The 12,454-nt window shown below is 61.5% G+C and carries 11 protein-coding genes; 9 read left to right on the top strand and 2 right to left on the bottom strand.

What is annotated here, in order from left to right:
• The coding region (gene dnaK / locus Q1V43_RS06240; RefSeq protein ID WP_300515345.1) for a molecular chaperone DnaK at nucleotides 1–1,350 on the bottom strand (1,350 nt) is incomplete at its 3' end.
• A 194-nt stretch (nucleotides 1,351–1,544) separates the two neighbouring features.
• On the opposite strand from dnaK, the gene Q1V43_RS06235 reads away from it, so the two are divergent.
• Complete coding sequence (locus tag Q1V43_RS06235) at nucleotides 1,545–2,165, top strand: alpha-ketoglutarate-dependent dioxygenase AlkB (protein ID WP_300515343.1); 621 nt, start codon at nucleotides 1,545–1,547, stop codon at nucleotides 2,163–2,165.
• Between the two features lie 38 nt (nucleotides 2,166–2,203).
• Here the strand turns inward: Q1V43_RS06235 and Q1V43_RS06230 are convergent, their stop codons facing one another.
• Nucleotides 2,204–3,028 (bottom strand): ABC transporter permease, encoded by an 825-nt coding sequence (locus Q1V43_RS06230; protein ID WP_300515340.1) that lies wholly within the window; start codon nucleotides 3,026–3,028, stop codon nucleotides 2,204–2,206.
• Between the two features lie 127 nt (nucleotides 3,029–3,155).
• On the opposite strand from Q1V43_RS06230, the gene cysQ reads away from it, so the two are divergent.
• The 8 genes from cysQ to Q1V43_RS06190 all read left to right on the top strand — a co-directional run bounded on the left by cysQ (nucleotide 3,156) and on the right by Q1V43_RS06190 (nucleotide 12,392).
• On the top strand, nucleotides 3,156–3,953 hold the full coding sequence (cysQ, locus tag Q1V43_RS06225; protein WP_300515337.1) for a 3'(2'),5'-bisphosphate nucleotidase CysQ: 798 nt from the start codon (nucleotides 3,156–3,158) through the stop codon (nucleotides 3,951–3,953).
• Entirely contained in the window at nucleotides 3,953–4,753 is an 801-nt protein-coding gene (locus Q1V43_RS06220) for a manno-octulosonate cytidylyltransferase (protein ID WP_300515335.1), read from the top strand. The genes cysQ and Q1V43_RS06220 overlap by 1 nt, the downstream gene beginning before the upstream one ends.
• Nucleotides 4,753–6,015 (top strand): glycosyltransferase family 2 protein, encoded by a 1,263-nt coding sequence (locus Q1V43_RS06215; RefSeq protein WP_300515333.1) that lies wholly within the window; start codon nucleotides 4,753–4,755, stop codon nucleotides 6,013–6,015. Before Q1V43_RS06220 ends, Q1V43_RS06215 begins: the two co-directional genes overlap by 1 nt.
• Nucleotides 6,016–6,113: 98 nt before the next feature.
• Nucleotides 6,114–7,010, top strand: a complete 897-nt coding sequence (galU, locus tag Q1V43_RS06210; RefSeq protein WP_300515331.1) for a UTP--glucose-1-phosphate uridylyltransferase GalU — start codon at nucleotides 6,114–6,116, stop codon at nucleotides 7,008–7,010.
• A gap of 6 nt (nucleotides 7,011–7,016) precedes the next feature.
• Nucleotides 7,017–8,225, top strand: coding sequence for a glycosyltransferase family 1 protein (locus Q1V43_RS06205; RefSeq protein WP_300515329.1), 1,209 nt, complete (start codon nucleotides 7,017–7,019; stop codon nucleotides 8,223–8,225).
• Nucleotides 8,226–8,274: 49 nt separating this feature from the next.
• Complete coding sequence (locus Q1V43_RS06200) at nucleotides 8,275–9,285, top strand: glycosyltransferase family 2 protein (RefSeq protein WP_300515327.1); 1,011 nt, start codon at nucleotides 8,275–8,277, stop codon at nucleotides 9,283–9,285.
• Nucleotides 9,282–10,979, top strand: a complete 1,698-nt coding sequence (locus Q1V43_RS06195; RefSeq protein WP_300515324.1) for a beta-1,6-N-acetylglucosaminyltransferase — start codon at nucleotides 9,282–9,284, stop codon at nucleotides 10,977–10,979. The genes Q1V43_RS06200 and Q1V43_RS06195 overlap by 4 nt, the downstream gene beginning before the upstream one ends.
• Before the next feature lie 3 nt (nucleotides 10,980–10,982).
• On the top strand, nucleotides 10,983–12,392 hold the full coding sequence (locus Q1V43_RS06190) for a sulfotransferase family 2 domain-containing protein (RefSeq protein ID WP_300515321.1): 1,410 nt from the start codon (nucleotides 10,983–10,985) through the stop codon (nucleotides 12,390–12,392).
• Nucleotides 12,393–12,454: the final 62 nt, after the last annotated feature.

Raw genomic sequence — 12,454 nt, 5'->3', positions numbered from 1 at the left:
ACCCAGGATCTTGTTGTCCGCGGCCATTTCACGTTCGCCCTGGAACACGCGCAGGGTCACGGCGTTCTGGTTGTCTTCGGCGGTCGAGAAGATCTGGCTCTTCTTGGTCGGGATCGTGGTGTTGCGGTCGATCAGGCGGGTGAACACGCCACCCAGGGTCTCGATGCCCAGCGACAGCGGGGTCACGTCCAGCAGAACCACGTCCTTCACGTCACCCTGCAGAACACCGGCCTGAATGGCGGCGCCCATGGCGACGACCTCGTCCGGGTTCACACCCTTGTGCGGCTCCTTGCCAAAGAACTTGGTCACTTCGGCGATCACCTTCGGCATGCGGGTCATGCCGCCGACCAGGACCACCTCGTCGATGTCGTCCTTGGACAGACCGGCGTCTTTCAGCGCGGCCTGGCAGGGCTTCAGCGAGGCCTTGATCAGGTCGCCGACCAGGCTTTCCAGCTTGGCGCGGGTCAGTTTCATGACCATGTGCAGCGGCGCACCGTCCGAACCCATCGAGATGAAGGGCTGGTTGATTTCGGTCTGCGAGGAGCTCGACAGTTCGATCTTGGCTTTCTCGGCGGCCTCTTTCAGGCGCTGCAGAGCCATCTTGTCCTTGGACAGGTCGACCTGGTTCTCTTTCTTGAATTCATCGACCAGGTACTGGACGATGCGCATGTCGAAGTCTTCGCCACCCAGGAAGGTGTCGCCGTTGGTCGACTTCACCTCGAACAGGCCTTCGTCGATTTCCAGGATGGTCACGTCGAAGGTGCCGCCACCAAGGTCGTAGACGGCGATGGTGTGGGTGTCTTGCTTGTCCAGACCGTAGGCCAGCGCGGCGGCGGTCGGTTCGTTGATGATGCGCAGAACCTCCAGGCCGGCGATCTTGCCTGCGTCCTTGGTGGCCTGACGCTGTGCGTCGTTGAAATAGGCGGGAACCGTGATGACGGCCTGGGTGACGTCCTCGCCCAGGTAGCTTTCGGCGGTTTCTTTCATCTTGCCGAGGATGAAGGCCGAAATCTGGCTGGGCGAATATTTCTCACCCGCCGCTTCGACCCAGGCGTCGCCATTGCCGCCGTCGACGATGGCATAGGGCACCAGCTTCTTGTCTTTCTCGACAGCCGGGTCTTTCATGTTGCGGCCGATCAGGCGCTTCACCGCGAAAACGGTGTTGTCCGGGTTGGTGACGGCCTGGCGTTTGGCCGGTTGGCCAACCAGACGTTCGTCGTCCTTGAAGGCGACGATGGAGGGGGTCGTGCGCGTCCCTTCCGAGTTTTCGATGACTCGCGGCTGCGAGCCGTCCATGATGGCGACACAGGAGTTGGTGGTCCCGAGGTCGATACCGATGACTTTGGCCATGCTCAAAATCCTCTCATTGGCGATGTTGAAGGAACCGGCCTTGGCAAGCACCGGCGCCTGATCCCAGATTTCAAGCCGGTTTCGGAATGTCCGAACCCGGCGTCTCGGCGTATATAAGTAGGCAAAAAGCGCCCTGCAAGCGTTCAAAACGGGGGTGCGGGGCAAAAAAGCGAGTCAAATTCGGGGTTTTACCGATGCAAGGGGTTTTCGGCCCTCCGGATGTGGAGATCGGAGGGGCCAAATTATGGAAGGGGCGCCTTGACGCGGGAGCGCAAACAGAAATGGTTGCGGCCCTGCGCGAAGTCGTGACCGCGGCGCCTTTCTTTTCGCCCGAAACCCGCTGGGGCAGGCCGATGTCCGTGCGCATGACCTCCTGCGGGCGTTATGGCTGGTATTCGGACCGGCGCGGCTACCGCTATGAGCGGCGCCACCCTTCGGGCGTGGCCTGGCCACCGATCCCAGCCAGCGTTCTGGAGGTCTGGAGCGCTGTCTCGGGGACGACCCGGGCCCCGGATTGCTGCCTGATCAATTTCTATGGTGAAGGCGCGCGCATGGGGCTGCACCAGGACCGGGACGAGGCGGATTTTTCCTTTCCTGTCGTGTCGATCTCGCTGGGGGATGCCGGTCTGTTCCGCATCGGCGGGGTCGAGCGTGGCGGCAGGACACAGTCGGTCTGGCTGGACTCGGGCGATGTGCTGGTCCTGGGAGGGGACGCGCGGCTGGCCTATCACGGGGTGGACCGAATCCGGTCCGGCTCTTCGTCGCTGCTGAAGGAAGGCGGGCGGATCAATCTCACCATGCGGGTGGTGGAGTGAGCGCACGGCGCCCCGACGCTTGCCCCGTCAAAACCTTGTTATCGTCGGGCGCCCCAGGACATTGACGCATGTTTGCGGGTATAGCTTTCGCCCATGAACCCGATCACCAGCAGCACGCATGCCAGGATCAGCGGATAGGTCGTATTGGAATAATGCGGGTTGTAGTTGATGAAGGCAAAGCCGCGCGACTGGTCGATCACGTGAAACAGCGGATTCCAGTCAAACATTTTCAGGATGTAGAAAGGCAGCGTATTGGCCAGGAACATCTTGCCCGATGCCAGCATGTTTGCCCGCATGTAGATGGTCGACGCGATCGAGACAAACTGCGGAAACCACGGTTTCAAGGCCAGGAAACACAGGCCCACGGACACGCCGACGAACCAGGCCAGAAGCAACATGGAAAAGGCGCCGACAGGATTGTCGATCGCGACCGACCCGGTCAGCGCATTGTAGACGAACAGCACCAACAAGACCGACAGGATCTGGATGTAAAGCGTACCCAGCGCGTTCGAGATGATGGAGACGAAGGTCGACATCGGCGCGTGTTGCATCATCGGCGAAGCCGGGCCTTCGGAACTCAGCACCGCGCCCATCGCCTTGTTCTGGGTCATGAACAGAAAGATCCCGGACATGATGTAGACCATGAAGTCACCACGGACCGCCACACCGCGCAGGCCAAGGAAGGTGAACATGATGTAGAAGACGAAGACCAGTGTCATGGTCTGTATCATGTTGATCGCCAGCCCGACGATCGCGTTTGGATGGCTTTTACGCACGCTGCGCGCGGTGGCGAAAAAGATCACCTCCAGGATGCCCAACGCGCTTTGCGTTGTCGTGCGATACCGTGTGTCGGCCTGAAACATTGCTCCGCCTCTTGCCTGCTCTCGACAGTATTTGCAGGGAATTCTTGCTGTTCCCTTACGCGCACAGCATAAGGGGGCTGATTTCTGTAATCAACTCACACGCACGCGCCGCCGAAGGAACCCCGAAATGGATTTTGCGAAACTTGAAATCGTGATGCGCCGCCTGGCCCTGGAAGCAGGCGACGTGATCATGGACATTTACAACTCGGACGATTTCGAGGTGAAGTCGAAATCCGACGACAGCCCGGTCACGGCCGCCGACGAAGCAGCGGATGCGCTGATTTCGGCCGGGCTGCGGGCCGAATTTCCCGACGTGCTGCTCGTGACCGAGGAGCAGGCGGACAGCCACGGCGCCTCTGCGGCGCAATTCCTGATCGTCGACCCGCTGGACGGCACCAAGGAATTCATCCACCGCCGCGGCGATTTCACCGTGAACATCGCCTATGTGGTCGACGGCACCCCGATTCGCGGTGTGGTCTACGCTCCCGCCAAGGGCCGCATGTTCTTTACCCGCGCCGATGGGTCCACGGTGGAAGAGGCCGGGCCCTTCGACAAGGCCGCCATGGGGGGGGTCAAGGAAATCCACGTCTCGACACCGGACAATGATGCGCTCTACATCGTGGCCTCCAAGTCGCACCGCGATCAGGCGACCGAGGATTACATCAACAAATACAAGGTCAAGGACAGCAAATCGGCGGGCTCGTCGCTGAAGTTCTGCCTGGTCGCCACGGGCGAAGCCGACCTCTACCCGCGTGTCGGCCGCACCATGGAATGGGACACCGCCGCCGGCCACGCCGTGCTGAAGGGCGCAGGCGGGGATGTGGTGCGTTTCGACGACCATTCGCCGCTGACCTATGGCAAGCCGATCTATGAAAACCCGTTCTTCATCGCCTATGCGCCCGGGGTCGATCTGAAAGAGGCGTGATGTCCACCCTCATCGTCATTCCCGCCCGCTACGCTTCGATGCGCTATCCGGGCAAGGCCCTGGCCGAGCTCAAGGGCGCGAGCGGGGTGTCCAAACCGCTCATTCACCGCAGCTGGGAAGCCGCCCGGGCGGTGCGCGGGGTGGATCGGGTGGTGGTGGCGACCGACGATGCCCGGATCCGCAGCCGGGCCGAGGCCTTCGGGGCGGAGGTTGTGATGACCTCCACCTCTTGCCGGAACGGCACCGAACGCTGCGCCGAGGCGCTGGATGCGCTGGGCGGTGGGTTCGATATCGTGGTGAACCTGCAGGGCGACGCGCCGCTGACCCCGCCCTGGTTCGTCGAGGCCCTGGTCGAAGCGCTGGACGCCCATCCGACCGCCGAGGTCGCAACCCCGGTGCTGCGATGCGACGGCCGGGCGCTGTCGGGCTTCCTGGAAGACCGCAAGGCGGGCCGTGTCGGTGGCACCACGGCGGTTTTCGGGGCCGAGGGCAAGGCGCTCTATTTTTCCAAGGAAGTCATCCCCTACACCACCCATGGCTGGCCCGACCACGAGATGACACCGGTGTTCCACCATGTCGGAGTCTACGCCTACCGTCCTGCCGCCCTGGCCGCCTATCCATTGTGGGAGCCGGGCAAGCTGGAAGACCTCGAAGGGCTTGAACAGCTCCGCTTCCTGGAGCGCGACCGCCCGGTGCAATGCGTCGAAGTCGACGCGCGTGAGCGCCAGTTCTGGGAACTCAACAACCCCGAAGACGTGCCCCGGATCGAGGCAATGCTGGCGGAAATGGGGGTGGAATAGTGACGCATACCCCGGTTTCGGTCGTCGTTGTCAGCCATGGGCGCCCGGCCCTGCTGACACGCTGCCTGACCGGCCTTGCTCAGCTCGCCTACCCGAATTTCGAAGTCATCGTCGTCGCGGACCCGGCTGGTGCCGCCGCCGTGCGCGCGACCGGTCTGCCCGTAAAGCTTTCCGAGTTTGACGAGCTCAATATCTCCGCGGCGCGCAATCGGGGGCTGACCCTGTCATCCGGCGAACTCGTGGCGTTCATCGATGATGACAGTGTCCCCGAACCGAGCTGGCTCGATCACCTGGCGGCTCCCTTCGATGACCCCCGCGTGGTGGCTGCCGGAGGCTATGTGCGCGGGCGCAACGGGATCAGTTTTCAATGGCGGGCAAACACGGTGGATGCGCTGGGCACGCCCGCTCCGCTGGAGCTGGACGGCGACGCGCCGCAGCTTTTCAGTGCGACCCCCGGTCACGGCATCAAGACGGAAGGCACCAACAGCGCCTTTCGCCGCGAAATCCTGGCAAGGATCGGCGGTTTTGACCCGGGTTTCCGTTTCTATCTGGATGAAACCGATGTGAACCTGCGCCTGTCCGGTCATGTGACCGCGATCGTGCCTCTGGCACAGGTCCATCACGGCTATGCCGCGTCGGTTCGGCGCGGAGCGGATCGCATGCCGAAGTCGCTGCATGAGGTCGGGGCCTCTTCGGCCCTGTTCCTGCGCAAACACGCGCCTGACCGCGACCCCTGGGGGGGGCTTGCTGAACTGGAGGCGCGTCAGCGGCGTCGGCTGCTGGGATACATGGTCGCCGGCAGCTGCGAGCCGCGTGACGTGAACCGCCTTTTGAGGACTTTGCGCGCGGGTTGGGTCGAAGGGCTGGCGCACCCGATCACAGCTCTGCCGCCGTTGGTTGGATCGACGCCACCCTTCCTGACCTTCCGTCCGGGCCCGGCGCCGGAACCGGTGTATGTTTCCGGCCGGTTTCACCAGCGCCGCCGCCTGCGGGTGAAGGCGCGAACCCTGGCACGCGCCGGCAAATCCGTCACTGTTTTCCGGTTCTCTCCAACAACGCTTTTTCATCACCTCCGCTTCCACCCCGACGGGTTTTGGGAGCAGCGTGGCGGCATGTTCGGCCGCGCCGGTCGCGGTGAAAAAACATTTCAAATCATCGGGTTTCACGCTCGGGTTGCAAAAGAGTGGAGACGTGTTGCGGGGCTGCGCCATTCGATAAAAATGTTAGCGCCCCGCGATGACGTGACAAGGGCCCCCGAGTAGCATTAGGAAAAACGAAAGCAGAATGCCGTAAGGTCACGGGCAACTCCAAGTGTAACCAGGACGCCTTGCAGGCGGATGATTAAGAAAAACGGGGAAACATGAAACGCAAAGTGACGAAAGCTATCTTTCCCGTCGCCGGGTTGGGGACACGGTTCCTTCCGGCGACCAAGAGCATTCCGAAAGAGATCATGACGCTGGTGGACCGACCGTTGATCCAATATGCGATCGACGAAGCACGCGCGGCCGGGATCAAGGAATTCATTTTCGTCACCTCGCGCGGCAAGGGTGCGCTTGAGGATTACTTCGACAACGCTCCGATCCTGGAACAGGAGCTGCGCAAGAAGGGCAAGAATGAGCTGCTTGAGGTGTTGAAGGACACCAACATGGACAGCGGTGCGATTGCCTATATCCGCCAGCATAAGGCGCTGGGGCTGGGCCACGCGGTCTGGTGCGCGCGCCGCCTGATCAACAACAACGAACCCTTCGCGGTGATCCTGCCCGACGATGTGATCGCGGCAGAAAAACCTTGCCTGCAGCAAATGGTCGAAGCCTATGAGGACACCGGCGGCTGCATGGTTGCCGCGATGGAGGTTCCTTCTGAAAAATCAAGCTCTTACGGGATTTTGGACGTAAAGGGTGACTTGGGAACTATGGTGTCCGTGAAGGGCATGGTGGAAAAACCTTCGGCAGAGCAAGCCCCCTCGAACCTCGCCGTGATTGGCCGCTATATCCTGACACCGAAAGTGTTGCAGAGCCTCAACCGAATGAAATCCGGTGCGGGTGGGGAAATTCAGCTGACCGATGCGATTGCCGAAGAAATCAACCAGGATCGCGACGTCTATGGCTACCGGTTCCGGGGGGAGAGGTTCGATTGCGGCTCCAAGGCCGGGTTCCTTCGGGCCACTGTCGCCTTCGGTATGGCGCGGCCCGAGCTGCGCGACGAATTCACCTCGTATCTCGAAGACATGGTCAGCCTGACGAAGGCAGCCGAGTAACTGCGCATGACCGGTGAACCCGGGGCGGAGCCAGCGCGGGCCAGATGCCTGGACCTGACGCGCCTCGTCTCGCGTGTGGGGCGTGGCCCCTGGACGGGAGTCGACCGGGTCGAAGCCGCCTATGTCCGGGAGCTGCTGACCCGCAGCGATCCCCTGTATGGTCTCGTGCGCACCAGCATGGGCTTTGTCCTGTTGGAGCGCGCGGGGGTACAGGCGCTATGGGATCGCCTGACCGGCGCCACGGGCTGGGGTGCTCCGGACCTGTTGTCGCGGTTGTTTCTGCGATCTTCCGACGCCCGGCGCGCAGCGGAAAGCGACCTGCGCCGCCTTTCTCTGGCTCGGGCCGGGCGCGGCGGGCTTCAGGCCATGCTGAAACGTCACCTTCCGCCCGCCACCACCTGGTTGAATGTCGGACATTCCAACCTTCAGCGCCATGTGTTCGAGGCCTTTCATGCCGCCGGTGCGCGGACCTCGGTTCTGGTGCACGACGTGATCCCGCTCGATCTGCCCGCCTTTCAACGCCCCGGCACTGTTGAAGATTTCCGCGCCCGCATGCGGCGGGTGTCGGCCTTGGCGGACCTTGTGATCTACAACAGTGGACAAAGCCGGGCGGATGCGGAACGGTATTTTGCCAGCTGGGGTCGCGTACCCGATGGCATAGTGTCGCACCTTGGTATCACCCCGCCTCGGCCAACCACCGCGCCGGTCTCTCCCGATCGGCCCTATTTCGTCACCCTGGGCACGATCGAGCCGCGCAAGAACCATGCGCTGCTGCTTGCTGTCTGGGACAGGCTGGCGCAGGACATGGAGGTGTCGCCTGAGCTTGTCATCATCGGCAGCCGGGGCTGGAACAATGATGCTGTCTTTGCGCGGCTGGACGAAAAGCCCGCCCACGTGACCGAGCTGAACGGGCTCGATGACGGCCAGGTTGCCGCCCTGGTGCGTGATGCCCGGGCGCTGCTGTTTCCCTCCTTTGCCGAGGGCTTCGGCCTGCCTCCTGCCGAGGCGCTCGCCCTGGGCACGCCTGCGGTTGTAAACGACCTGCCCGTCTATCGCGAAATCCTTGGAAACATGGCCATTTACGCCGATGCGCGCGACATGTATTCTTGGACGAAAATCATAACCGGTTTGGCGACTGGTAGCGAGGCAAGGCAAGAGGCGGCAGAGCTTCCCACTTGGCAGGATCATTTCAACCTTGTTTTAAAGGTGACGTGATAGGCCGAAGGGGGACCATGCGGGTGCCGAATGCGAAAAAGGGATACGGTTGGGCGCGTGGAGGTCATATCGGCTGAGGCTGCAACGCAAGCGATGGCGCATCCGCGCCTTTCGCAAGCGTCGCGAATTGGTCGAGATGGTGGATCGCACAGAAGCGATCAAGCCCAGCGACATCCTGGTCTTTTCCACCCTGCGCAACGAACGGATCCGCCTGCCGTTCTTCCTGAAATACTATCGCGACAAGGGGGTGAACCACTTCTTGATCGTGGACAACGACAGCGACGACGGCTCGCGGCAGTATCTGCTGGACCAACCCGATGTCTCGCTCTGGACCACCGAGGCCAGCTACAAGCGCGCGCGGTTCGGGGTTGACTGGCTGAACTGGCTGCAACGCAAATATGCCCATGGCCACTGGTGCCTGGTGGTCGATCCGGATGAGTTCCTTGTCTACCCGTTTTGCGACACCCGCCCGCTGCGCGCGCTGACCGACTGGCTGGACGCGTCCAGCATCAAGAGCTTCGGTGCGATGCTCCTGGACATGTACCCCAAGGGTCCGCTGGATGCGCAGCCCTATCGCGAAGGCCAGGATCCGTTCGAGATCGCCTGCTGGTTTGACAGCGGCAACTACACGATCGAGAAGAACAGGAAATTCGGCAATCTGTGGATACAGGGCGGGCCGCGCACACGGGCCTTCTTCCATGACAATCCCGGACGCGCCCCGGCGCTGAACAAGATCCCGCTGGTGAAATGGGACCGCAACTATACGTTTGTCAGCTCCACCCACATGGTGCTGCCGCGCGGGCTGAACCTGGTCTATGACGAATGGGGGGGCGAAAAGGCGTCGGGGTGTCTTCTGCACGCCAAGTTCCTCGACACCTTTACCGCCAAGGCCACCGAGGAGCTGGAGCGCAAGCAGCATTACGCCGGCAGCCACGAATACCGCGCCTATCACCAGCATCTGAAAGACGACCCGGACCTCTGGTGCAAGTGGAGCGAGAAATACATCAACTGGCGCCAGCTTGAAATCCTGGGCCTCATGTCCAAGGGGAACTGGGCGTGACGGTCGGGGTGATCATGCTGGTGCACGAGGCATTCGATCGTGCAGGGCAGGTCGCGCGCCATTGGGCGACGAACGGCTGCCCGGTGGTGATCCATGTCGACAAGCGGGTAAAGCGGGCGACTTATTCGAGGTTCATGTCCGACCTGTCCGATCTGGACAACGTGAAATTCTGCGGTCGCCACCGCTGCGAATGGGGCACTTGGTCCCTTGTCGCCGCCAGTCAGACCGCGTCGGAAGTCATGCTGCGCAGCTTCGACGACGTGCGCCATGTCTTTCTGGCATCCGGGTCGTGCCTGCCGCTCAGGCCGGTCGAGGATCTGATCGATTATCTCGCCGAACGGCCGATGACCAATTTCATCGAAAGCGTCACGACCGAGGATGTGCCCTGGACCGTTGGCGGGCTGGACGCCGAACGCTTTACCCTCCGCTTTCCCTTCTCCTGGAAGCGCCAGCGATGGTTGTTCGACCGCTATGTGAGTATTCAGCGCCGGATCCGCTTCAAACGCAAGATACCGGACGGGATCGTCCCGCACCTGGGCAGCCAGTGGTGGTGCCTGACCCGCCAGACCCTGTCGGCGATCCTGGAAGATCCCGAGCGTCAGACCTATGACCGCTATTTCAAACGGGTCTGGATCCCGGATGAAAGCTATTATCAGACCCTGGTCCGGCTCTATTCCACCAATATTGAAAGCCGTTCGCTGACCCTGTCGAAATTCGATTTCCAGGGCAAGCCGCATATTTTCTACGACGATCATCTGCAGCTTCTGCGCCGGTCGGACTGTTTCGTCGCGCGCAAGATCTGGCCCCATGCCAACAAGCTCTACGACGGATTTCTGTCGGATGCGGCCAAGCTGATGAGCGGGGCTGAACCCAACCCCGGCAAGATCGACCGGATCTTCTCGAAGGCGGTGGAGCGGCGCACCAAGGGCCGTCCCGGGTTGCTGATGCAAAGCCGTTTTCCGAACGAAGGCTGGGAAAACGGTACAACCTGCGCACAGTATTCGGTGTTCGAGGGGTTTTCCGAACTGTTCGAGGATTTTGACCTCTGGCTCAACCGCATGGTTGGCGCGCGGGTGCACGGGCATCTCTTTGCACCCGATCAGGTTCAGTTCGCCAGCAACCAGACGGTGTTCTCGGGGGCGCTGACGGACAGCGCGGCGGTGCGCGATTACAACCCGCGCGCCTTTCTAACCTCGCTGATCTGGAACACCCGGGGCGAACGGCAGTGTTTCCAGTTCGGTCCGCGGGACAACCAGGCGCTCAATTGGTTCATTGCCAAGGACCCGAATGCGCAGATCAGCGTGATATCGGGCGCCTGGGCGGTGCCTTTGTTCAATTCGAACCGCAACTTCTCGGATATCCGGCGCGAAGCGGCCCGGCTGCAGAAAATCGAAGCGGAACATATCGATGTTCTGCGCAGCTTCTATTCGAAGGCACGGGTGCGGATCTGGACCATGGCCGACTTCGTGGACAATCCGATGGAGCCCCTGCAGACCATCATCGATGAGATCGGCGTGCGCAGCCCGCACCGTCTGGCCGAGGCGCCGAAGATGGTTAACCTGGAGGGCTTTGGCCAGTTCCTGCAAAACCTCAAGAACCAGGGCATGCAGCCGCATCTGATGGGTGATTTCCCCGCCGGTGCCGACCCGGTGAACAATCCGCGCAAGGCGCGCAAACCCTATTTGGTGAAATAGACCATGACCCGCAAATACGACTACTTCATCATCTTTGCGGAGATGCGCACGGGATCGAATTTCCTGGAGTCCAATCTGGATCAGTTCGACGGGATCAAATGCTATGGCGAGGCATTCAATCCCTATTTCATGGTCTCTCCCAAGCAGAAGGAACTGTTCGGCGTTTCCGTCAAGATGCGCGATGCCGATCCCATGTTGCTGGTACAGCGTATGGTCGAACATGCGCCGGGCATGCCGGGGTTCCGTTTCTTTTCCGACCATGATCCGCGGGTGTTCGAAGCGGCGATCAATGACCCGCGCTGTGCAAAGGTGATCCTGACCCGCAACCACGTGGAGGCCTATGTCAGCCGCAAGATTGCCTGGGAAACCGACCAGTGGCAGCTCAATGACGTCAAGGACGCGCGCAAGATCAAGGCGCGGATCGAGCCTGAGGAGTTCGAGAAGCTGTTCTACCGCTTCAAGGCGTTTCAGCTGAAAATCAAACATGCGCTGCAGAGAACCGGCCAGACGGCGTTTTATATCGACTATGAGGAAACCCAGGATCTGGAGTTTCTGAACGGGCTGGGGTGTTTCCTGGGGGTTGAGGGTGAGCTGACGGAGTTCGCCGGCAAGTTCAAAAAGCAGAACCCGGAGCCGCTCAAGGACAAGGTCAGGAACTACGACGACCTGGTTGAGGTCGTCGCCAAGGTGGATCTTTGGGATCTGGGCCGGGTGCCGAATTTCGAACCCGCCCGCCCGCCGGCTGTGCCAACCTATGTGCATGCCGGCGACACGCCTCTGATCTTCTTGCCGATCAAGGGCGGGCCGGAGGATCGGGTAAGGGGATGGATGCAGGGGTTCGGAGAAACCACGGCCGGCTTTACCCAGAAAACCCTGCGCCAATGGAAGCGCCAGCACAAAGGCCATCGCACCTTTACCGTGTTGCGCCATCCGGTCGCACGGTTGCACGCCGCCTTCTGCAAACACTTTCTCCAGGATGGGCCCGAAACCTTCTGGGAGATCAAATCCGCCCTGCGGGAGAATTACGACGTGCCCTTGCCCGAACACCTGCCGGGTGACGATTGGGACCGCCACGCCCACCGCGCCGCCTTTCTGACCTTCATTGATTTCGTGAAAAAGAGTCAGACCGGGCAAAGCGGTATCCGCGTCGATGCCTCCTGGGCCACGCAATCGGCGGTGATGCAGGGATTTGGCCAGTTCATGCTGCCAGACCACGTGCTGCGCGAGGACCAGCTCGAAGCAGGGCTCAGGAACCTGGCGGCCGAGGTGGGGTTGGACATGCCCACCTTGCCCGTGGCCGAGCCGGACCGCCCCCATGCCCTGGCCGATATCTATGACACGGAAATCGAAACCGCGGTGCGCGGAGCCTATCAGCGCGACTACATGATGTTCGGTTTCGGTCCCTGGGGCTGATCGCGAATGGCGGTCCCGGCTTTTTTCGAAGAAACCGGCCCTGAACCTGCGGGGGTCCGCCT

The sequence above is a fragment of the Aliiroseovarius sp. genome, assembly GCF_030148435.1.
Taxonomy (GTDB): domain Bacteria; phylum Pseudomonadota; class Alphaproteobacteria; order Rhodobacterales; family Rhodobacteraceae; genus JASBTN01.
This window is presented reverse-complemented; position numbering and strand designations above follow the sequence as displayed.